Annotated in this window: 20 protein-coding genes; 5 read left to right on the forward strand and 15 right to left on the reverse strand. The window is 56.2% G+C overall.

Annotated elements, in window-relative coordinates:
• Positions 1 to 11: 11 nt before the first annotated feature.
• The 13 genes from tatD to udp form a co-directional block, all read right to left on the reverse strand.
• Positions 12 to 794 carry a 3'-5' ssDNA/RNA exonuclease TatD gene (tatD, locus tag IMQ33_RS16890; RefSeq protein WP_065685046.1) on the reverse strand — a complete coding sequence of 261 codons (783 nt, stop codon included), beginning with the start codon at positions 792 to 794 and terminating at the stop codon, positions 12 to 14.
• Between the two features lie 53 nt (positions 795 to 847).
• Positions 848 to 1,618: a Sec-independent protein translocase subunit TatC gene (gene tatC, locus IMQ33_RS16895; protein WP_021181465.1), complete on the reverse strand. Its 771-nt coding sequence runs from the start codon at positions 1,616 to 1,618 to the stop codon at positions 848 to 850.
• 3 nt (positions 1,619 to 1,621) lie between these two features.
• Positions 1,622 to 2,194 carry a Sec-independent protein translocase protein TatB gene (gene tatB, locus IMQ33_RS16900; RefSeq protein ID WP_173409980.1) on the reverse strand — a complete coding sequence of 191 codons (573 nt, stop codon included), beginning with the start codon at positions 2,192 to 2,194 and terminating at the stop codon, positions 1,622 to 1,624.
• A gap of 3 nt (positions 2,195 to 2,197) precedes the next feature.
• Positions 2,198 to 2,464 (reverse strand): Sec-independent protein translocase subunit TatA, encoded by a 267-nt coding sequence (gene tatA, locus IMQ33_RS16905; RefSeq protein ID WP_065685043.1) that lies wholly within the window; start codon positions 2,462 to 2,464, stop codon positions 2,198 to 2,200.
• 129 nt (positions 2,465 to 2,593) lie between these two features.
• Positions 2,594 to 4,225: a ubiquinone biosynthesis regulatory protein kinase UbiB gene (gene ubiB, locus IMQ33_RS16910; RefSeq protein WP_173409981.1), complete on the reverse strand. Its 1,632-nt coding sequence runs from the start codon at positions 4,223 to 4,225 to the stop codon at positions 2,594 to 2,596.
• Entirely contained in the window at positions 4,222 to 4,830 is a 609-nt protein-coding gene (locus tag IMQ33_RS16915) for an SCP2 domain-containing protein (RefSeq protein WP_196062374.1), read from the reverse strand. Before IMQ33_RS16915 ends, ubiB begins: the two co-directional genes overlap by 4 nt.
• A 13-nt stretch (positions 4,831 to 4,843) precedes the next feature.
• On the reverse strand, positions 4,844 to 5,599 hold the full coding sequence (gene ubiE / locus IMQ33_RS16920; RefSeq protein ID WP_021181470.1) for a bifunctional demethylmenaquinone methyltransferase/2-methoxy-6-polyprenyl-1,4-benzoquinol methylase UbiE: 756 nt from the start codon (positions 5,597 to 5,599) through the stop codon (positions 4,844 to 4,846).
• Between the two features lie 78 nt (positions 5,600 to 5,677).
• Positions 5,678 to 7,225, reverse strand: a complete 1,548-nt coding sequence (gene rmuC / locus IMQ33_RS16925; protein ID WP_196062375.1) for a DNA recombination protein RmuC — start codon at positions 7,223 to 7,225, stop codon at positions 5,678 to 5,680.
• 142 nt (positions 7,226 to 7,367) lie between these two features.
• Positions 7,368 to 8,681: an OprD family outer membrane porin gene (locus IMQ33_RS16930; RefSeq protein WP_173409982.1), complete on the reverse strand. Its 1,314-nt coding sequence runs from the start codon at positions 8,679 to 8,681 to the stop codon at positions 7,368 to 7,370.
• 108 nt (positions 8,682 to 8,789) lie between these two features.
• Positions 8,790 to 9,572 (reverse strand): histidine phosphatase family protein, encoded by a 783-nt coding sequence (locus IMQ33_RS16935; RefSeq protein ID WP_248006653.1) that lies wholly within the window; start codon positions 9,570 to 9,572, stop codon positions 8,790 to 8,792.
• A 292-nt stretch (positions 9,573 to 9,864) separates the two neighbouring features.
• Positions 9,865 to 10,395 carry a DedA family protein gene (locus tag IMQ33_RS16940; protein ID WP_065685040.1) on the reverse strand — a complete coding sequence of 177 codons (531 nt, stop codon included), beginning with the start codon at positions 10,393 to 10,395 and terminating at the stop codon, positions 9,865 to 9,867.
• Between the two features lie 86 nt (positions 10,396 to 10,481).
• Entirely contained in the window at positions 10,482 to 11,264 is a 783-nt protein-coding gene (locus IMQ33_RS16945; protein WP_065685039.1) for a tyrosine-protein phosphatase, read from the reverse strand.
• Positions 11,265 to 11,422: 158 nt separating this feature from the next.
• Positions 11,423 to 12,184 (reverse strand): uridine phosphorylase, encoded by a 762-nt coding sequence (udp, locus tag IMQ33_RS16950; protein WP_024485456.1) that lies wholly within the window; start codon positions 12,182 to 12,184, stop codon positions 11,423 to 11,425.
• A gap of 302 nt (positions 12,185 to 12,486) precedes the next feature.
• Between udp and IMQ33_RS16955 the strand changes: the two genes are divergently transcribed.
• Positions 12,487 to 13,314 (forward strand): dienelactone hydrolase family protein, encoded by an 828-nt coding sequence (locus tag IMQ33_RS16955; RefSeq protein WP_065685038.1) that lies wholly within the window; start codon positions 12,487 to 12,489, stop codon positions 13,312 to 13,314.
• 96 nt (positions 13,315 to 13,410) lie between these two features.
• Here IMQ33_RS16955 and fsa read toward each other — a convergent pair whose 3' ends face one another.
• Both fsa and ptsP read right to left on the reverse strand, forming a co-directional pair.
• A complete protein-coding gene (gene fsa, locus IMQ33_RS16960; protein WP_196062376.1) occupies positions 13,411 to 14,076 on the reverse strand; it encodes a fructose-6-phosphate aldolase in 666 nt (221 codons plus the stop codon).
• A gap of 51 nt (positions 14,077 to 14,127) precedes the next feature.
• Positions 14,128 to 16,629: a phosphoenolpyruvate--protein phosphotransferase gene (gene ptsP / locus IMQ33_RS16965; RefSeq protein WP_196062377.1), complete on the reverse strand. Its 2,502-nt coding sequence runs from the start codon at positions 16,627 to 16,629 to the stop codon at positions 14,128 to 14,130.
• A 360-nt stretch (positions 16,630 to 16,989) separates the two neighbouring features.
• Here ptsP and IMQ33_RS16970 point away from each other — a divergent pair, with 360 nt between their 5' ends.
• The 4 genes from IMQ33_RS16970 (at position 16,990) to IMQ33_RS16985 (ending at position 21,676) form a co-directional block, all read left to right on the forward strand.
• The gene (locus IMQ33_RS16970) at positions 16,990 to 18,069 is read left to right on the forward strand and encodes a PTS fructose transporter subunit EIIC (protein WP_196062378.1); all 1,080 of its coding nucleotides are present in this window, start codon (positions 16,990 to 16,992) and stop codon (positions 18,067 to 18,069) included.
• A 58-nt stretch (positions 18,070 to 18,127) separates the two neighbouring features.
• Entirely contained in the window at positions 18,128 to 18,448 is a 321-nt protein-coding gene (locus IMQ33_RS16975) for a PTS fructose-like transporter subunit IIB (protein WP_021181481.1), read from the forward strand.
• A 68-nt stretch (positions 18,449 to 18,516) separates the two neighbouring features.
• Complete coding sequence (locus IMQ33_RS16980; protein WP_196062379.1) at positions 18,517 to 20,814, forward strand: formate C-acetyltransferase; 2,298 nt, start codon at positions 18,517 to 18,519, stop codon at positions 20,812 to 20,814.
• A complete protein-coding gene (locus tag IMQ33_RS16985) occupies positions 20,780 to 21,676 on the forward strand; it encodes a [formate-C-acetyltransferase]-activating enzyme (protein WP_065685034.1) in 897 nt (298 codons plus the stop codon). The genes IMQ33_RS16980 and IMQ33_RS16985 overlap by 35 nt, the downstream gene beginning before the upstream one ends.
• Positions 21,677 to 21,688: the final 12 nt, after the last annotated feature.

Raw genomic sequence — 21,688 nt, forward strand, 5'->3', positions numbered from 1 at the left:
TTTCTCCTAACTCAGACCAGCCGGAATAACCGGCGGGCGTTCTCATCAGTTTTCTGGCCCAGCCACGCGGGATCTTCTTCGCGCCAGGTTGCAACCTGCCGAATGATATGGGGCAGAAAACAGGGTTCGTTGCGGCGAGATGCAGGTTTCGGGTGTAAATCCCGGGGCAACAAATAGGGGGCATCAGTTTCCAGCAGCAGACGATCGGCCGGGATTTGGGGTAACAAGGCACGCAGTTCCAGTCCCCGGCGCTCATCACAAACCCAACCGGTGATACCGATCGACAACCCCAGCGCCAGACAGTCCTGTAACTCTTCGGCGCTGCCGGTGAAGCAATGCACAACTGCGGCGGGCAGTTTATCCAACCAGGGAGTCAGCAGTGCAACAAAACGTGCGTGTGCGTCGCGGCAATGCAGGAAGACCGGCATAGTGAGCTCGGCGGCCAATGCCAGTTGAGCGGTGAAAGCCAGTTCCTGCTGTGCCGGGGTGGAAAAATTGCGGTTAAAATCCAGCCCACACTCGCCAATCGCGGCCACGAAGGGCTGCGATGCCAACCGGTGAATATGCTGCGCGACCTCATCGTTCCAACTGCTGGCATCATGCGGATGCACGCCCGCCGTAGACCAGCAATAGCCACTATGAGCACGGGCCAGGTGGCTGGCCGCCTCGCTTTGCTGTGCGTTGGTGCCGGTGATCAGTATCCCCGTCACGCCTGCCGTTTTGGCTCGCTCAACCACCTGTGTGGCATCTTTGGCAAATTGGGAGCTGGTAAGATTGACGCCAATATCAAACATGGATTTTTCCAAAGCAAAAGCCGCCCGATGGGCGGCTTAGGGACAGACGAGTATCAGGACGCTGGTGGCTCTTCGCCTTCCTCTTCTTCCTCTACCGGCTTGCGCCGCTTCCCTACATAGAAGCGGGCGAAGAACACGCCAACCTCAAACAGCAGGTACATCGGGATCGCCAACAGGGTTTGCGAGAACACGTCCGGCGGCGTCAACAGCATACCGACCACGAAAGCCCCGACCAACACATACGGGCGTTTCTTACGCAGGTCTTCTGGCGTAGTGACACCACTCCAGCACAGCAGAATAATGGCAACCGGCACTTCAAAAGCCACGCCGAACGCCATAAACAGCGCCATGACAAAACTCAGGTAGTTGCTGATATCGGTCGCAATCGTGACGCCGATGGGTGCAGTTTTGGCAAAAAAGCCAAAGGCCAGCGGGAACACGACAAAGTAGGCAAACGCCATTCCCAGATAGAACAACAGGCTGCTGGAGACCAGCAACGGCATCATCAGGCGGCGTTCATGCTGGTACAGCGCAGGAGCGATAAAGGCCCAGACCTGATAGAGAATGAAAGGCGCGGCAACGATCACCGAAACCATCATCGTCAACTTGATCGGAGCAAAGAAGGGAGAAGCCACGTCGGTGGCGATCATGCTCGCCCCGGCAGGCAACTGATCGATAAGCGGTGCAGAAACGATCTGATAGATATCGTTAGCGAAAAACACCAACACGATAAAGATCGCCAGCACGCTGATGATCGAATTCAACAGCCGCTTACGCAGTTCAATCAGATGACTGATAAGCGGTTGGGTATCTTCAACGGCCATGTTTTAACGTTCGCCACTAGGTTGTTGAGACGCAGGGGATTTATCCGCCACAGGCTCTGGGATGGCCTGCTTTGCAGGGATTTGCTGATCCACGACCGTTGCCTGAGCCACGGGGGGCACCACCGGCTCGCGTTGCACGGCTGGCGCAGGTTCAGTAGGCTGCGGTGTGGCAACAGGTGCCGAAGCGGTAGTCGCCGCTTCCGCCGGAGTCACGCCGTCGTGGATGGCTTCAGGATCGGTGACCACTGGATTGTGGATGGTATGCGGTGGCTCGTCCTTATCGACGTGATAAGAACGTTTCAGCGACTCAGCCGCCTCTTTCAGCTCATCCATTGAAGCTTTGAGTTCCGGCGTTAAATTCTGCAAGCCCGCTTTCTCCGCCTTCTTCAGGCTTTCCTGCAGTTCTTGCAGCTTCAATTCCTGCGTCAGCTCATTCTGTACCGATGCTGCCAGAGAGCGCAGCGCTCGGATCCAGCCCGCAACGGTTCTGACCGCCACTGGTAACCGTTCTGGCCCAAGTACCACCAGGCCAATCACCAGTACCAGCAGCAGTTCACCAAACCCAATGTCAAACACGGTTTATACCTGCTCTTTGTTCTTCGACTCTTCCGCTGCTTTCACTTCCGGCTGCTTATCGGTGATAGGCTTGGCCGCAAAGTCTGCATCGTGGTTGGTTTTTTCAGTCGTGTTGGTTGGCGCTGCGGTGTTGTCATCGCCAATCGCTTTTTTGAAGCCCTTGATTGATGCACCGAGATCGGAACCCAGCGTACGCAGTTTGTTGGTACCAAACAGCAGCACCACGATCACCGCGATAATCAACAATTGCCAAATACTAATACCGCCCATTGTACTTACCTCTGGTTTAAAAAAGGGTCTATTTCAAGCTGCCACATTATATACCCTTCATCTTTGTGTTGGATATGCCCCGTTTTTGCAGGGCTACAGCGACAACGCTTAACCTGATGGTTAATTTATTCAGACGGTGCGTTTCCAACCGACGACCCAGGCCACTACGCCTGCGGCCATCATCCAGGCAGGGAACACCTCTACGCCTCCCAGCAGTAAAATCGTACCACTGACTAACAGTGTAGCGCCAACCCCGAACAAATACCGTGATTGACCTTGCCGAACGCGTTGCGCCTGCATCTGACCGGTCAATTTATCGACGCTTTGTTGTAACAGTTTATGCTGTTGCAGACTGTCATAAAACAATTCAGGTAACTCCGGCAGTTTCTCGGCCCAGAACGGCGCTTTTTCTTTCAGCGCGCGGATCACTGCCGGAATGCCCACCTGATCCCGCAGCCAGCTTTCCAGGAACGGCTTTGCCGTGGTCCACAGATCCAGTTGCGGATAGAGCTGACGGCCAAGGCCCTCAACGTACAGCAGCGTCTTTTGCAGTAATACCAGCTGCGGCTGCACTTCCATATTGAAACGGCGTGCGGTATTGAACAGGTTCAAGAGTACGTTGCCGAACGAAATTTCCGCCAGCGGTTTTTCAAAGATCGGCTCACAGACGGTACGGATGGCAAACTCGAAATCTTCCACGTTGGTATCACGCGGTACCCAGCCAGAATCAACGTGCAGCTCCGCCACCTTACGGTAGTCGCGGTTGAAGAAGGCGATAAAGTTTTCCGCCAGATAGCGCTTGTCGTCTTTGTTCAGGGAACCCACGATACCGCAGTCGATGCCGATATAACACGGATCTTCCGGGTGCTCATAGCTGACGAAAATATTGCCTGGGTGCATGTCGGCATGGAAGAAGCTGTCACGGAACACCTGGGTAAAGAACACCTGGACGCCACGCTCGGCCAGCAGTTTCATATTGGTGTTCTGCTGTTCCAGAGCCGCAATATCCGATACCGGGATGCCGTAAATCCGCTCCATTACCAGCACGCTCTCACGGCAGTAATCGGAGTAAACCTCTGGCACGTAGAGCATCGGGCTACCGTCAAAATTACGGCGCAGCTGGATGGCGTTGGCCGCTTCACGCAGCAGGTTCAGCTCATCGAGCAGGGTTTTCTCATATTCACGCACCACTTCGCGCGGACGCAGACGGCGACCGTCCGGCATCAGCTTGGGCACCCAGCCTGCCAGGCGATACATCAGGCGCACATCGGCTTTGATAATCGGCCCTATGTCCGGGCGGATCACCTTCAGCACCACCTCTTGGCCAGTCGTTTTCAGCCGGGCGGTATGCACCTGGGCAATCGAAGCCGACGCCAGCGCCTGCTGGTCAAAGTCATCGAACCAGGTTTCCAGCGGGCCGCCCATCGCCAACTCGATATGCTTACGTGCCAGCGCACCATCGAACGGCGCCACTCGGTCCTGCAACAGCGTCAGTTGGTCGGCAATATGGGGTGGGAACAGATCGCGGCGGGTCGACATCATCTGGCCGAACTTGATCCACACCGGGCCCAGCTCTTGCAGCGCCAGGCGCAGGCGTTCGCCCAACGGCTGGTTTTTATGGCGGTTAGGCATCCAGAACAGCAGGCGGCGGCCAATGCGCAGCGGCAGCGTCAAGCGCATCTTGGGGATCAGTTCATCCAGTCCATAGCTCAGGAAAACGCACACGATCAAATACAGGCGGCAAATTTCGCCAGGGGTCATCGCTTACCCTCCAACTTGTCCAGACGAGCAATCAGTGCGTCTACACTGCGAACGGTGGCATCAACCTCTTCGTTAAACCACACCACTTCAAGCGGGCCGGGAGCCATACGCCACTCTTCGGTCAGCGTTTCGGCCACGTAGCGTTGCTGGCTCTGCAAACCGGATTTTAGCAGGCCTAAACCTTTACCTACGATCTGACTAACCCCTTGCGCAGCGATGTCACCCACATAAGGTGCCAACCATTCCGCCGGATCCCATTCTGCCAGATCGAGCAAACCGACCAGTTGTTGCACCACCTGAATATCGCCTTCGACAATCAGCTCGCCGCTACGCATCAGCGGGGAAAGTTGCTGGCGATCGCGCAATTTCAGCAGCACCGGTACGCGGGTTTGCACCGTACAGTCGGCGCTATCGTCTGATTGGCCAAGCACATCCACGCGCTGTTCGCTGAACAGCAGTACCAACGGCGAAGAGAGTTCCTGTAGCTCGATACGTAACACTTTACCCGCCAGCCGTTGGCGGGCGGTTTTCATGCTACGATCGCGAAACAGCAGGCTATTAAGCGAGGTTTCCAGCACGCCGGTCAGTAACGGGGTTAGTAGCATCGGCATTTCCATATCAGAACTTGAAGCCCCGGTGCAGCGCCACGATGCCGCCGGTCAGGTTGAAGTAGTTGACGTTCTCGAAGCCGGCCGCAGCCATCATCCCCTTCAGGGTTTCCTGATCGGGGTGCATGCGGATCGATTCTGCCAGATAGCGGTAGCTGTCCGGATCTTTCACCACCAGCTCACCAATTTTTGGCAGCACGTGGAAGGAATAGGCGTCGTAAGCCTTGCTCAGCGGCTCCAGCAGCGGCTTGGAAAACTCCAGCACCAGCAAGCGGCCACCCGGTTTCAGCACACGGAACATCGAGCGCAGTGCTTTGTCTTTGTCGGTGACGTTGCGCAGGCCAAAGGAGATGGTGATACAGTCAAAATAGTTATCCGGGAACGGCAGCGCTTCGGCGTTGGCCTGCACGTAGCTGATATTGCCAACGATACCGTGGTCGCGCAGCTTTTCGCGCCCCATCTTGAGCATGGAATCGTTGATATCCGCCAGCACCACCTGCCCTTGTTCGCCCACCATTCGGGAGAACTTGGCAGCCAGATCGCCTGTACCACCGGCCAGATCCAGCACGCGCTGGCCGCGGCGCACGCCGCTGCAATCGATGGTAAAACGCTTCCAGATACGATGGATACCAAACGACATCAGGTCGTTCATCACGTCATATTTTGCCGCTACCGAGTGAAAAACGTTGGCCACCATGGCCTGCTTCTCGTCTCTTGCTACGGTACGAAAGCCAAAATCGGTGGTTTCCTGCGCTTGATCTGCCATTGTCCTGCCTGCCATTCAGTCAATTTAGTGTCGTGGAGTGTACCAGAAAGCCACGTAATACCCCACCTCGCAACGGTATCATCCGTGCGATGCGCGATGCGGTTCTTCGTTGCTATCGTCGTTCTCTTCCCCCGGCAGCGAGGCGATATCCTCGTCTGGCTCAGAGAGCAGCTCATCATCCTGTTGTTCCGATGCCTGCTGCGCCAAAAGCGGGTTGATGGGACGTTTAATCTCAACCCCAAGCGCGCGGAAGCCCTCGATGCGGCCGATAAGATTACCACGGCCTTCGCTCAGTTTATTCATCGCCTGGTGATAACTGCCCTGCGCCCTATCCAGGCTCTGCCCCAAGGCCGACATATCGTCAACGAACAGGCGCATCTTGTCATACAGGCGGGCGGCGCGATCGGCGATCCGCTGGGCGTTCTGACTCTGGTGCTCATAGCGCCACAGGTTGGTAATGGTACGCAGCGCCACCAGCAAAGTGGTTGGGCTGACCAGCATGATATTATGTTGCAATGCCTCGCTAATCAGCTCCGGCTCACGATCGATGGCCAACAGGAAGGCCGGTTCCACCGGGATAAACATCAGCACATAATCCAGCGAACGCAGGCCAGGCAGCTGTTGATAATCCTTCCGGCCCAACACGCGAATGTGCCCACGCAGCGAAGTGATATGCTCGGTCAACGCCGTTTCCCGTTCGAAGTCATCTTCACTGTTGAAATAACGCTCATAGGCCACCAGCGACATCTTGGCGTCGATCACCACGTCTTTACCCTGTGGCAAACGCACGATCACGTCTGGCTGCATACGGCTTTGGCTATCCAGCCGCACATTAACCTGCGTCTCATACTCATGTCCTTCACGCAGGCCAGAGGCTTCCAACACGCGGCTCAACACTACCTCGCCCCAGTTACCCTGGGTTTTGTTATCGCCTTTTAGCGCCTTGGTGAGATTGAGCGCCTCGCGAGCCATTTGCGCATTCAACTGTTGCAGATTACGGATTTCGTGCGTCAATGTATGGCGTTCACGTGCTTCCTGACCAAAACTGTCCTGCACCTGGCGGCGGAAACCGTCCAACTGCTCGCGTAACGGCAGCAACAGGCGATCCAGGCTTTGCTTATTTTGCTCATCAACCTTACGGCCGCTGTTTTCGAAAATGCGGTTGGCCAGGTTCTCAAACTGGGTGGTCAAACGTTGTTCACTGCTGATCAACAGCCGCTGTTTCTCTTCTGCGGCCATCCGGGTCTCTTCCAGGCGGATCGTCACCTCACGCAGTTCGGCTTCCTGAGCGCTGTTGACTTCACGCTGCGCCCGTAGCTCCTGGTTCAGCAATTCACATTCATTACGCCAATGGTTGAGCTGTTGCAGCCTCTCCTGCCCGGCGGCCAGTTGACTGTGCAGGGTGCGCAGTTCCAGATCGTTTTGCCGTAGCAGCTGTTCGTGGCGTTGCAGCGTCTCTTGGCGGGAGGCAGTTTCAAGCTGTGCCTGCTGTAAAGACTGTTCCAGCAGACGCATGTCGGTCTCATGTTGCGCACCGTGCTGCTGCGCACGCAGGCTGGCGATCAGCCACCCCAGCAGTAAACCTATCGCTACGCCACCAATACCGTAAACCAAACTGGTATCCACCCTGCCTCCTGTCATACATGCACTTGCGGCGCGTTTTACGCCTGATGCCTGCCACGTTAAAGGGAGCCTGTATGGATGTCCAGTCTGTTTTTATGTGGAAGTGAGCGCGGTAACCACGGCGGTACCGCGCTAATAAGGCAGGTTAAAACAGCTTGAAGCGATATTCGGCGATAAACTCGCCGGACAGCGAGTGGGAGGTCTGCGAATGCCCATCCACCAGTATCGGCGTTTTATTGCTGTTCTTATAAGACCAACCCGGCCCAGCCATAGCGAATACCGTCAGGTTTTTCAGCTTCGGATGGGAGGGAGCCCAGCGGCCAAAGACGTTGATCTCGCCGGTACGCACCGCGGTACCTTGGTAGCTAAACTGGCCCACGTTGCCCGCCAGCCCGGCGGTAAACTCAGGCGTGATGCGGTATTCGGCCATGGTGGCCAGCATGGTTTCGCCATCGCGCATATAGTCTTCACCCGCATAGGCCATGGAGGTAAAGGTACCGCGTGAATTTTTGGACATATGGCGCGGGTAGAAACCAAGCTGGCCGTCGCCCTTCGGTGCTCGCGTATGGGCGATGCCGACCTTGACGCTCCATAGCGGTTCCTGCCATTTGGCATCCAGCGCATAGTGGTTGGCGTTATGATCGAAGTTGCGCTTGCTCAGCGCCATCTGTTTATAGTCATCCAGCGCCTGAGTGGTATAAATCTGGCTGCCCAGGCTGAGTTTCTCATTGGCTTTGTACCCCACCCGCAAGATCTGGCGGCGTAAATAGTCTTGAGATTCCCCATAGGCCAGTTGCCCATTAAATTGTTTATTCTCATAGCCCAACTCAGCGCTGGCGAGATGGTTGATATAGCGGCCATCGTTGGTCTGCAAACGCAGGCTGTCAGGGGAGTTACGATCCATAGAACGTTCAACATACGCGCCGCGCAAAGAGAGCCCGGCACCGGATACGCCACCGGACCAACCCAGGTAAGTCGTAGGCGACAGGCGAGTGGAGGTGGAAATCACGCCGTAGTTACGCAACACCTGCCAGCCAGCCTGCGCATTCAGCGCCGCGCCACCTACGTCGCCTTTCAGCTTGATATAGCGTTGGCCCACCTTGCTATAACCAGCAGCATTCTCTTTGCTGTTGCCGGGACCGTTGTTATATAGCACCCCACGAGTATTGAAGTAATCGCTGGCACCCAGCTTTACCGCGCTGTAGTAATCGAGATTAACGCCGATAAAGTCCGCCAGATAGCCAGACTGATAACCCAGCGCCAGCCCTTGCCCCCAGGCATTGTGCACCTCTTTTGGGTTGGCGGCATCTTCCTTGAGGTACTTCCAGTAGTTTTTCAGCGACAGTTCAGCGTGGCTGTCACTGAAAAAGGACGAATCCAGGACGTCATCAACGCTGGCCTGGGCCGCGGTGGAGAATAGCGAAATAGCGATCAGACAGTTTAAAGCAGAACGTTTCATTATTGTTATCCCCGAAAAAGGTATAGAAAATCCCTGCCGAGGCGATATGCTATCGCCTCAGATAATATCCCTGAGCCAAAAGGGTGCGTTATTTTTATTGGGTAATAATCAAGGTGCTTTATTTAGTAACGCTTTCCCTTTAGCGACATAAGTCATATCGCCAATATCGGTTACGGTATATTTCCCGTCTTTATAAGTCATCTTGACGACTGCCGCATTAGTCAGTGGCTTATTTTTGTTAGGGTTATCGGTCATATCGGAAATCATCATCTGCATCGAGAGCCCGGAAGAGACCGCCAGGATGTTTTTATCCCCATTCTTTACGGCATTCTGCACCATGGTATGCAAGGCTCGTTGCATACGGGTTTTGACCTGCAGCGCACTTTCCGCCTCTTGCTTATCATCGCTTTGCGTGATGGCATCCACCATCGGGATCAGGCTGATCTTACCTTCGCCCATTTGCTTGAACATCTCGGCACCAGAGGCCAGGCCCAGCTTCTTGGCAGCAGCGTCGGCCATTTCTGCGTTAGCGCGCCCTTCAAAACCGCCGAAGAACATTTCGCGCAGGTCGGTCAGTTCCGTGACCTTGGCATCCGACTTGCCCATTTCCTTGAGGATCACCTGCATCGTTTCACGCTGGCGGCCAGCGTCGCTGGTGTAGAAGCTATCGAAAGGGATCCCCTTCAACCCGGCACCCAGATAGCGCGCGGTTTCGATCCCAGCCGGTGTCAGTGGTGAGTCAGCCCAGCCCTGCACGCGATCGTAGGTATTGAGCAGCGTTTTACCGTGGCGAGCAAAATAGATATCGACGCTATCGCTTTGCGCGGCTGTTACGTTGAAAGCCGCAGCAGAGGAAACGGCAACTACGGAGGCCAGTAGCCAGGTTTTAATTTTCATTACTTTTTCCTTAGTGAACAAAATAACGTCTATAGGTTAATTTTTTTAATCATCGGCAGATCATTTGCCAAAATAAGGGCGAAAAAAAACCCAAACCCATGACATTGGTTTGTCAACGGGTTTGGGTTTTGCCTGTTTATTCACAGTAACAATCCACTTATTGGGAAAGTAACACTGTTAAAAAAATAAGGGAATTAAAAAGCACCGGATAAGGATAAATTCGTGATCGAATTCTCACTGTGACGCTGAATAATTAAAATATGAGGCTAATTGGCACGGCACCGGTTCATGCCATCCACTGGGTAAACCATTTGATACCAAAGGCGCCAGGTGCCAGGATGCCGAAAGCCCAGACCATTGCCGAGGCCACATTGGCAATCTGGAATGCGGTTTGCGGCATGGCACAGATGCCCCCCACCAGCGGCACCACGGCGCGTAAGGGCCCGAAGAAGCGCCCAAAGAAAATGCCCAGCACGCCCCATCGCTCAAAAAACGCATGGCCACGCACCAACAGCTGTGGATTGCGTGACAGCGGCCACATATGAGCGACACGCCCCTGATAGTGATAGCCTACCCAATAGGAGAGCCAGTCACCAAAGAAGGCACCGGCGGCGGCCGCAGCCCAGACCGGCCAGAAGGCAATGCCGCTCTCGCCAATCAACGCCCCCAACCCCAGCAGAATCACCGTGGCAGGCAACAACAACGAGAGGAAGGCCAGCGACTCGCCAAACGCCAGGAAGAAAACGATCGGGATCGCCCAGGCTTCATGCTGGCGCACTGTTTCGCTAACCCAGTTAATCACGTCATTGAGGCTCATAGCCTGCTCCTTTTGAGAACGGATCCGACCTCAAGGATACGTAGTACCCTACCTCACTGGTTAAGCTCCGGTTAAACATGGCGCCGTTATTCCAGATAGAGCGCCTGCAACGTCTCGAGCTGGCGTTGCCCCAGCCCATATTCGGCTTCCAACCAACGGCTGCTGGAACCATATTGCTGATGAATGCAACCCAACGCGGTCGCCAGGAACTCTTCACGTGCGCTAAGCACATAGGCAAACTGCGCCACCGAAGCGTCGTTCAGGCGGCTAGAGATCTGATCCAGCATGTGCTCACGGTAGCTCGCCAGCGTGGTTTCCGTCAGCAGATAATCTTCCATTACCGTAGCCTCATCCGCGCCCAGCGCCAGCAACACCATCGCCGAACCCACTCCGGTACGGTCTTTGCCTACCGCACAGTGCTGCACAATCGCACCGCCTTCGGGCTGAGCCAGCAACTGCGCCAGTTGGCGATAGGCGGCGTTATTAAACGGCAGGCGGCGGTACAGCTCCAGCATAAAAGCCCGGGCATCAAACTTGGCCAGCGTTTCGTCGGTGAGTTTTTCAAGGTTGGCATTCACTTCGCTGCTGAGTGGATTGGCCGGCACGTGGTAATAGTCGGCTCCCGACCATAGCACGTCAGGTTTGGCCTGCACTTCGTCGAAGTCGCGGTAATCCAGCACCGAACGCATTGGCATCTGAGCCAGGTAGCTACAGTCGTTTTCACTCAAGCGATCCAGAGCACCGGAACGAAACAGCAGCCCGCGTTTGATACGGCGGCCATCGGCCACGCTGTTGCCGCCTAAATCGCGGAAGTTGATACCACCGTCAAGCGGCGCAAGTGAAGGATGGAGCAGGATCTGAGCGGTCATAGACGTCCTTACATTGATTGTCTCGGGATATGCCGCCACATCAGCCAGCAATCGGTAAACACCAACAACAGAAGGCCAGCAGCATGACGCAGAGGGGGATAACCGTAACAGAAGGGGAAACGGGCCGTCAAACGGCCCGCTTTTAACGAGGATTTGGATTACAGCAGACGGCGAGCTGCCTCGACGACGATTTGCACCGCCTGGCTTTCGGTCTTCTTCATGGTTTCCGCATTCGGGATCTCTTGCTGGGTGCGGTTAACGATCACACCGGCAACCATTCCCGCACGCAGGCCCTGGCTGGCGCACATGGTCAGCAGGGTGGCGGATTCCATTTCATAGTTCATCACGCCCATCGACTGCCACTCTTCCATCGAGCCCTTAAAGCGGCTGACCACACGGCCGGAATAGGTGTCGTAACGCTCCTGGCCTGGGTAGAAGGTATCGGAAGAGGCGGTTACGCCGATATGCGTGGTAGCACCGCAGGCCTTGGCGGCTTCAACCAGCGCAGTGGTACAGGCAAAGTCCGCCACTGCCGGGAATTCCATTGGGGCAAAGTGCAAGCTGGCACCGTCGAGGCGCACAGCTGCAGTTGTCACCAGCACGTCGCCCACGTTGATATTGGCCTGAATGGCACCGGTCGTGCCGATACGCAGGAAGGTACGGATGCCCAGCTGTGCCAACTCTTCAACGGCAATAGAGGTAGACGGGCCACCGATACCGGTTGAGCACACGATCACTGCCTTGCCATCCAGTTCTGCACGCCAAGAGGTAAATTCGCGGTGGGAAGCCAGGTGAACCGGGTTTTCCATCAGCTTGGCAATTTTCTCAACACGCTGCGGATCGCCAGGGACGATGGCCAATGTAGCGCCTTGCAGATCGTTTTTAGTGAGACCGAGGTGGAAAACGTCAGACTGAGACATGGGAGACTCCTCATGGATACGGTTTTTGGGAGGAACAAACAGAGATTCTACTGACAATCGCTGTTAAATTTCGTGATGATCATCACCTTGAATAAAGAAACAGAAATTCATCTACATTATTTTTGTTATTTAAATCACATAAAAAACCCTAGCACGCTTAATCTCCACTCAGTTTATACCAAGTTGCTGCCTGAGCAGTCATTGCTATCCTGCGCGAAAATTCGCCATGCTGTGCTAATAAGCGCTAATCTGCCTATAGTTAACTGCCGCGCTTTTTCTCTAACGCATGGAGCCTGCAATCAATGAAAACAGAACAACAAATAACGTTAAAACAGGCCAAAGGGGGATTTACCCCGGCCGTCGCACCGTTGGCCACCTCAACCATTCTGACCGATGTGCAGGATATACACGTGGGGGAAACCACCATCCCTTCGCAGGGGGACGATCTGCCAGCCTATATCGCCAAACCGGCCCATCATCAAGGGCCGTTCCCAATTGTGCTGGTCGTGCAGGAAATTTTTGGCGTGCATGAACACATTCAGGATCTATGTCGCCGTCTGGCTAAGCAGGGTTATCTGGCCATCGCTCCAGAGCTCTATTTCCGGCAGGGCGATGCCAGAGAGTACAGCGAAATCAGCGAGCTGATGCAAAAGCTGGTCAGCAAAGTGCCAGACAGCCAGGTATTGGCCGATCTGGATCACGCTGCGCACTGGGCAACGCGCCACGGCGGCGATGCCAGCAAGTTGGCGATCACCGGTTTCTGCTGGGGCGGCCGCATCACCTGGCTGTATGCCGCGCATAATCCGCAGCTGAAAGCGGCTGTGGCCTGGTACGGCAAGCTGGTGGGGGAGAAAACCTTGAATTCGCCGAAGCACCCGGTTGATATCGCGACCGATCTTTCAGCGCCGGTACTTGGGCTATACGGTGGCCAGGATGGCAGCATTCCGCAGGAAACGGTGGAAACCATGCGCCAGGCGATCCGTGCGGCCAATGCCGATGCGGAAATCGTGGTGTATCCAGAAGCGGGTCACGCTTTCCACGCCGATTACCGGCCAAGCTATGACGCGGAGGCTTCCACCGACGGATGGCAGCGCATGTTGGCCTGGTTCAGCCAGCATGGTGTGAAATAGAGGGGCGCATCCCTACATGCCAAGTTGGGTGAGGAATATCATCAGCAGTTTCAGGGGCAGCAGGTGCCCCTGATGCTTGTCAGTTAAGCCACCTACTTAGCTCAGTGACAAAGTGCCAAACGCACCGTGCCAATCGTGCTCGAACTTCTCAACCGCCGCCTGCACCGCCGGGGCGCTGATCAACTGTTCTGCGACATCAACCGGCAAGGTAATAGCTTCACAACCTGCCAACAGGCACTCCAGCGCCTGACGCGGAGTCTTGAAGCTGGCGGCCAGCACCTTGGCCTGCGGAGCGTGCAGTTCTAACAAGTGCTGCAACTCCTGCACGGTAGCAATACCATTGCCGCCCTGGGCATCCACGCGGTTAACATAAGGCGCCACGTACTCCGCCCCTGCCAAGACAGAAAGCAGCCCCTGCGCCGCCCCATACACCGCCGTGCCCAACGTTGGAACAGCCATGCCGCTCAGGATTTTGATCGCTGCCAGCCCTTCCCCCGTCACCGGCACTTTCACCACTAGGCCAGGAACGCGCCGGTGAAGCATCACCGCCTCTTCAACCATCTGCTCGGTCGTGGCCGCCATCACCTGGGCAAACAATTTTCCTTCGCCACCGATGATATCGCGTAAAGCAGGCAGCACTTCCCATAGCGACGTGTGTGACGCAGCCACAATGCTCGGGTTAGTTGTCACCCCTTGCAACGGCAACACACGTGCCAGGCGTTTCACTGCATTGATGTCGGCAGTATCCAGATAGAGTTCCATAGTTGCTCCTCAAGGCTAAAAATGAAGGGCGCCGCAGCGCCCAAAAATGGATTACAGTTCAAGCTCTTGTTTCAGCAACGCTTCTACCTGTTGGGCAGACACTGCGTTCACCAGTGCGTCACGGAAACCTTCATGCATGATGCGCCGCGCCAGCTTGGAGAAAATCCGCATATGCTGGTCCCCGGCGGCATGTTTATTAAGGGTCAGCATGATCACAAACTGCGCCTCTTCATCCCCCCAGACGACCGGCTGCGCCAGCTTGGCCACGCTGATGGTGGACTGTTCAATATGTTCAGATTTGGTATGCGGAATGGCAAAACCGAAGCCCAGCCCGGTGGAGAATACCGCCTCACGCGCCCACAAATCGGCGGCAAGATTACGTGGGTAACGGCAGCGTCCGGCCAGCAGCAGGTTATCCGCCATCCCTTTGATCACCTCTTCTTTGCTACGCCAATCGGCCCCCAGGGCAATGCAGTCCGGCGTGATCAGCGGCGCATCGCTTTGCTCCATGCGGAACTGGGCCAGCAGGTGCTCAACTTCCAGCGACGTACGGCAGGCCATGGCCCGGTTGAGCAGTAAACGGCATTCGCGGCTATCCAACTTGGCCAGGCGGGTTTTGGTGGCGGCAATGGAAGGCGCGCTCATGCTGATCTCATCCAGCCCCATCCCCACCAACAGTGGCAACACCGAACCTTTCGCTCCCAGCTCGCCACACAGGCCGATCCATTTACCGTGGCGGTGCACTTCACGCACGGCATGATCCAACCCACGCAGGAACGCTGGGTTCAGGCTGTTGTAGTGCTTGATGACCTTGGCATTATCACGATCCACCGCCAGCAGGTACTGCGTCAGGTCATTGCTGCCGATACTGAAGAAGTCGATCTCCTCACAGCACTGGTCGATGATAAACAGCACCGAAGGCACTTCCAGCATGATGCCGAGCGGGATTTTTTCGTCGAACGGGATCTGCCCGGCACGCAGCGATTGCTTCACTTCGGCCAGTTGATCTTTCACCCACAGGATCTCTTCCATTGAGGAGATCATCGGGATCATGATCTTCAGCGGACCGTGTGCCGAAGCGCGCAGGATCGAGCGGAGCTGGGTGCGGAACAGCGGCAGGAATTCCTGATAGATACGCACCGCCCGGTAACCGAGGAACGGGTTGTTCTCGGCCGGGATGTTCAGATAATCCACCGGCTTGTCGCCGCCGATATCCATGGTGCGCACGATGATCGTCTTGCCTGCGGCGGCTTCCACTGCCTGACAGTAAATGTTGTAAAGCTCATCTTCGGAAGGCGCAGTCAGGCGATCCATATACAGCATTTCGGTACGGAACAGGCCTACTGCCTCTGCACCGTTGCTGAAGGCCGCCTCTGCTTCTACCGCATGGGCGATATTGGCGGCAACTTCCATCCGCACACCGTCGGCCGTGCGCCCCGGTTGATCGAGATAGGCGCTTTGCTGGCTGCGGATCTGCTCGCTCAGCCACTGCTCCTGCTGATAGTAACGACGAACCGGTTCGCTGAGATCGCAGGCCACCAGCCCAAGATCGCCGTCGATCTGCACCGATTGATTCAAATATGGCAGCATTGCAGCGGCATCAACGCCAACCAGAGTTGGAATGTTAAAGGAGCGTGCCAGGATCACCGTATGCGAGGTGCTACCGCCGCTGCCCAGCAGCAGGCCTTTCAAATAAAGCTTGTCCAGCTCCAGGAATTGGCTCGGGGTCAGCTCATCGGTGATGCAAATGCTGTCTACACTTAGCGCCTGTTGCGCCGGGAAGCGCTGCTCGCCATAAATTTGCTGTAACAGCTGGAAGCTGACATCACGAATATCCAGTTCACGCTCACGCAGATAGGCACTGGCAGACTGTGCCAGTTGCTGGCTGAAGTGGGCTGCGGTGGCCACAATGGCGGCGGCACAGCTTTCCCCGGCCAGCACACCATCAAGCAGGTGCTGGCGGAATGCGCCGTCACGCAGCAAGGAGCGATGCGCTTCCAGCACCGCCGTGGTGGTGCCGTTACCGCCCATCAGTTGCAAATCCAGCGCCTTGCCAAAGCGCGTCAACCCTTCGGCCAGTTGCTGCTGCTCCTGCTCAACAGATTGCGTAGGCGGCAACGTCAGGGCGTTTAAATCCACCCGCGCCAGATGCACCAGTTTGCCATTAGCGGTGCCTTGGTTGACGGAGCGAGCGCGCACAAGCGTTGGGTTCAGGTTAGCCAGAGACTGCGGGATAGGTTCCTGCTCCGCCTGGCCATCCACTTGCGGCAGTGCTTCGTCGCAGTGCGGGAATTCATGTTGGATAAACTGGCTCAGGCGCTCAAACGCCGCCTGTTCATCTTCCCCTTCGATGGTGATGCGGCATTCATCGCCCAGCAAAGTATCAGTACCGATCAGTGACAACACGCTTTTACCGTCGCCACGCAGGCCACTACGTGAGTTGTGCCATTCAACGCGGGAACGGAAACCATTGCACAGGGTTTCGATATGGCTGGCTGGGCGGGCATGTACCCCGTTGGGCAGCACGCAGGTAAACGTCACTATTTTCGCCATCACTCTTTCCTCATACCAAAGCAGCGGTGAACAACACCGGTTTGCCACAAGGATAAAAGCGCAGCGCGGCCCAGGGCTATCGGATAAAAATGTCAAACACTGGACAAATGTATCCTGACGGCATAAATGCGATACCGCTCACAAAGCCCGTTTCCACAAGCCCGGTTTATTCTGTCGCACACTTTGAGTTAGATCGCACTTTTCTCCTGACAATACAAAAATCCAGTAAATGGCAATTTTATCCACTGTTGATAGTACCGCCAGATGCCTATTGTGATAGCCAACAACCTTTATCCATCAGGGGTCATTCCCCGGTGGTTTTATCTCAGAAGCACGCTGGTCGCGGCCAGGGAGTGAACGATGAAAGAGCTACTCAATATTCTAAGAAACACACGCCAGCACTTGATGACCGGCGTCTCCCATATGATCCCGTTTGTGGTCGCCGGCGGCATTTTGCTGGCCATCTCCGTGATGCTGTATGGCAAAGGGGCAGTCCCCGATGCGGCAACGGACCCTAACCTGAAAAAACTGTTCGATATCGGCGTGGCCGGATTGACGTTGATGGTGCCTTTCCTGGCGGCCTATATCGGCTACTCCATCTCGGATCGCTCCGCACTGGCTCCCTCGGCGATTGGGGCCTGGGTGGGCGCGTCCTTCGGGGCTGGCTTCTTCGGGGCGATCATTGCTGGCCTGCTGGGCGGCATTATTGTTTTCTACCTCAAGAAGATCCCGGTGCCGAAGATCCTGCGCTCGGTGATGCCGATCTTCGTGATCCCAATCATCGGCACCCTGCTTACCGCAGGCATCATGATGTGGGGCCTGGGCGAACCGGTTGGCGCGCTGACCAACGGCCTGACTCACTGGCTGCAAGGTATGCAGCAGGGCAGCATCGTAGTGCTGGCCATCATCATGGGCCTGATGTTGGCGTTTGACATGGGTGGCCCGGTTAACAAGGTGGCCTACGCCTTTATGCTGATCTGCGTCGCTCAGGGCGTGTATTCGGTGGTCGCCATCGCGGCCGTTGCCATCGCCACCCCGCCGCTCGGCCTGGGATTCGCCACGCTGATTGGCCGCAAATACTACACCCCGGAAGAGCGCGAAGCGGGTAAAGCCGCGCTGCTGATGGGCTGCGTCGGCGTTACTGAAGGGGCTATCCCGTTCGCCGCCGCCGATCCGCTGCGCGTGATCCCCTCCATCATGATCGGTTCTGCCTGCGCCGCCGTAACCGCCGCGTTGGTGGGAGCACAGTGCTACGCCGGTTGGGGTGGTCTGATTGTGCTGCCGGTAGTTGAAGGCAAGCTGGGCTACGTAGCCGCGCTGCTGGTGGGCATGGTAGTCACTGCCCTGCTGGTTAACCTGCTGAAAAGCTTTGCCGCCAAGAAACAGGCCAACAAGACCACACAGGAAAACGATCTGGATCTGGATTTCGAAATTAACTGAATAAATACGCTCTCAGGCTGCGTCTTGAGAGACGACGGATAACGTTGAGGAATTGAATATGACCATGATTATCGCTGTAACCGCTTGCCCATCTGGCGTTGCCCATACCTACATGGCTGCCGAGGCCATCGAGCGCTCCGCCAAAGCTCAAGGCTGGCAGTGCAAGGTGGAAACCCAAGGCTCCATCGGCCTGGAAAACGAACTGACGGCCGAAGACGTGGCCGCCGCCGACGTGGTGATCCTGACCAAGGATATCGGCATCAAGTTTGAAGAACGCTTTAAAGGGAAAACAGTGGTGCGCGTGGCCATCAGCGATGCGGTAAAACGTGCCGATGCCATCATGGAGAAAATTGCCGCCCATTTAGCGCAAAAGGCCTAACCAAAGAGCCAGCCCGGCACGACGTGCCGGGTTTTCCCGCCCTCATTACCGCACAAAAGGAAAATGTGATGCTCTCCCGGATCGAACGTCTAAAAGCCGCCCTGTTCTCCGCCCCGCGTGAAATCTCACTCGAACGCGCACTGCTCTATACCGCCAGCCACCGGCAGACCGAGGGAGAACCCACCATTATCCGCCGTGCCAAGGCAACCGCCTATATTCTTGATCACGTAGCGATCACCCTGCGGGAAGATGAGCTGATTGCCGGTAACCGTACGGTGAAGCCGCGTGCCGGGATCGTGTCGCCAGAGATGGACCCTTACTGGCTGCTGAAAGAGCTGGATGCTTTCCCAACCCGTCCGCAGGATCGCTTTGCCATTTCCGAAGCGGACAAACAGGTATATCGCGAGCAGCTTTACCCTTATTGGGAAAAGCGTTCGATGAAGGATTTCATCAACGGCCAGATGTCAGAGGAGGTTAAAACCGCCACCCAGACCCAGATTTTCAGCGTCAACCAGACGGACAAGGGCCAGGGACACATCATCATTGATTACCCGCGCCTGCTGAATAACGGCCTGGATAGCCTGCTAGCCGAACTGCAAAGCCATGCGCAGCAGCAGCCAGACAACGCGTTCTATGCCGCAGCATTGTTGCTGTTACAAGCCTCACAGCGCCATATCCTGCGCTATGCCAGCCTGGCACGCCAAATGGCGGAGCAATGCAGCTATGAGACTCGCCGCGCCGAGCTGCTGCGCATCGCCGAGATCTCCAGCCACAACGCCCACCACAAGCCGCAGGATTTCTACCAGGCGTGCCAGCTGTTCTGGTATATGAACATCATTTTGCAGTATGAATCCAACGCCAGCTCACTGTCGCTGGGCCGCTTCGATCAGTACATGCTGGCGTTTTATCAAGCCTCCCTCAATCAGGGGCAGGATCCGGCCTTCCTGAAGGAGTTGCTGGAAAGCCTGTGGGTGAAATGCAACGACATCGTGCTACTACGCTCCACCTCCAGCGCACGTTATTTCGCGGGTTTCCCTACCGGCTACACCATCTTGCTGGGCGGCTTGACGGAAACCGGCCGCAGCGCGGTAAACGTGCTGTCGTTCCTGTGCCTGGATGCGTACCAGAATATCCGCCTACCACAGCCGAACCTGGGCGTGCGAGTCAATGAGTTTATCGATCGGCCATTCCTGCTGAAAACCGCCGAAACCATCCGCCTCGGCACCGGTATTCCGCAAATCTTTAACGATGAAGTGGTGGTGCCAGCGTTCCTGAACCGTGGTGTCTCACTGGAAGATGCCCGCGATTATGCGGTGGTGGGCTGTGTTGAGCTGTCGATCCCAGGGCGTACCTACGGCCTGCACGACATTGCCATGTTCAACCTGCTGAAAGTGATGGAGCTGACGCTGCTGGATAACGAAGGCAACGCTAGCCTCACCTATCCGCAATTGCTGGATCACATTCGTGAAAAAATCCGCCATTACGTCCGGCTGATGGCCGAAGGCAGCAACATCTGCGATATCGGCCACCGCGACTGGGCACCGGTGCCGCTGCTGTCTTCCTTTATTGATGACTGCCTGCAACACGGCAAAGACATCACCGAAGGCGGTGCACGTTACAACTTCTCCGGGGTGCAGGGCATCGGCATCGCCAACCTGAGCGATTCGCTGTTTGCCCTGAAAGGCCTGGTGTTCGATCAACAACGCCTGAGCTTTGATGAACTGCTGGCCACGCTGAAGGCCAACTTTGCCACGCCGGAAGGGGAAAAGATCCGCGCACGGCTGATTAACCGCTTTGACAAATACGGCAATGATATCGACGAAGTTGACCTTATCAGCGCCGATCTGCTGCGATTTTACTGCAAAGAGGTGGAACAGTATCGTAACCCGCGTGGCGGCCAATTTACCCCTGGCTCTTATACCGTTTCTGCCCACGTGCCATTGGGTGCGGTGGTGGGTGCCACGCCAGACGGGCGCTATGCAGGGGAACAGCTGGCGGATGGTGGGCTATCACCCATGCTCGGCCAGGATGGCCAGGGGCCGACGGCGGTACTCAAATCGGTGAGTAAGCTGGATAACTACCTGCTCTCCAACGGTACGCTGCTGAACGTAAAATTCACCCCCAGCACGCTGGAAGGCCAGCAAGGGCTGAACAAGTTGGCAGACTTCCTCGGAGCCTTTACCAAGCTCAAGCTACAGCACGTGCAGTTCAACGTGGTGAATGCCGAAACGCTGAAGGAAGCGCAGGCCAGGCCACAGGACTTCGCAGGGCTGGTGGTGCGTGTTGCCGGCTATAGCGCATTCTTCGTGGAGCTGTCGAAGGAGATCCAGGATGACATCATCCGCCGTACAGCGCATCAACTGTAACCTGATCACGCCCGGGTTTTCCCGGGCAACACCCGCAGAGCCGCAGGCCCGGATCTTCAATATTCAGCGTTATTCGCTGAACGACGGCCACGGCATCCGCACCGTGGTATTTTTCAAAGGCTGCCCACATAGCTGCCCTTGGTGTGCCAACCCGGAGTCGATGTCGGGCAAGATCCACCGCGTACGCCGCGAGGCCAAATGCCTACGCTGCCAGCCCTGCCTGAACGACGCACAAGAGTGCCCAAGTGGGGCGATGGAACTGATCGGGCAGAACATCACGCTGGAGGCGTTGTTACAGCAAATCCTCAAGGATGAGGTGTTTTATCGCACTTCCGGCGGCGGAGTGACGCTTTCCGGCGGAGAAGTGCTGATGCAGGCCGAGTTTGCCACCCAGCTGTTGCAGCGCTTGCAGGCGTTGGGCATCAATACCGCCGTCGAAACCGCCGGAGATGCCTCCCAGGCCCAAGTGCTGGCCCTGGCAGAATACTGCGATCAAATCCTGTTCGACCTGAAAATCATGGATGCCGAGGCCGCCAAACATCAGTTGAACATCAATCTGCCACGGGTACTGGCAAACTTTACTGCGCTGGTGCAGCGCGGAGTTAACCTGATCCCACGCCTGCCGTTAATACCCGGCTACACTTTGAGCACGGAGAATATGGCGCAGGTGCTGGCATTTCTGGCGCCTTTTGGGCTACAAGAGATCCACCTGTTGCCTTTTCATCAGTATGGCGAGGCGAAATATACCCTGCTGGGGCGCGAATATGCCATGCGCGGCGTAGCAGCCCCGACAGAGCAACAGATCGCTCCCTTGCAGGCGATGGCGCAACAGGCAGGTTACCGAGTGATCATTGGCGGTTGAACAGAAGCAAAG

Origin of the sequence: Serratia sp. Res13-Sevr-LER1-36-b (assembly GCF_015673035.1) — a bacterium.
Taxonomy (GTDB): domain Bacteria; phylum Pseudomonadota; class Gammaproteobacteria; order Enterobacterales; family Enterobacteriaceae; genus Chania; species Chania fonticola_C.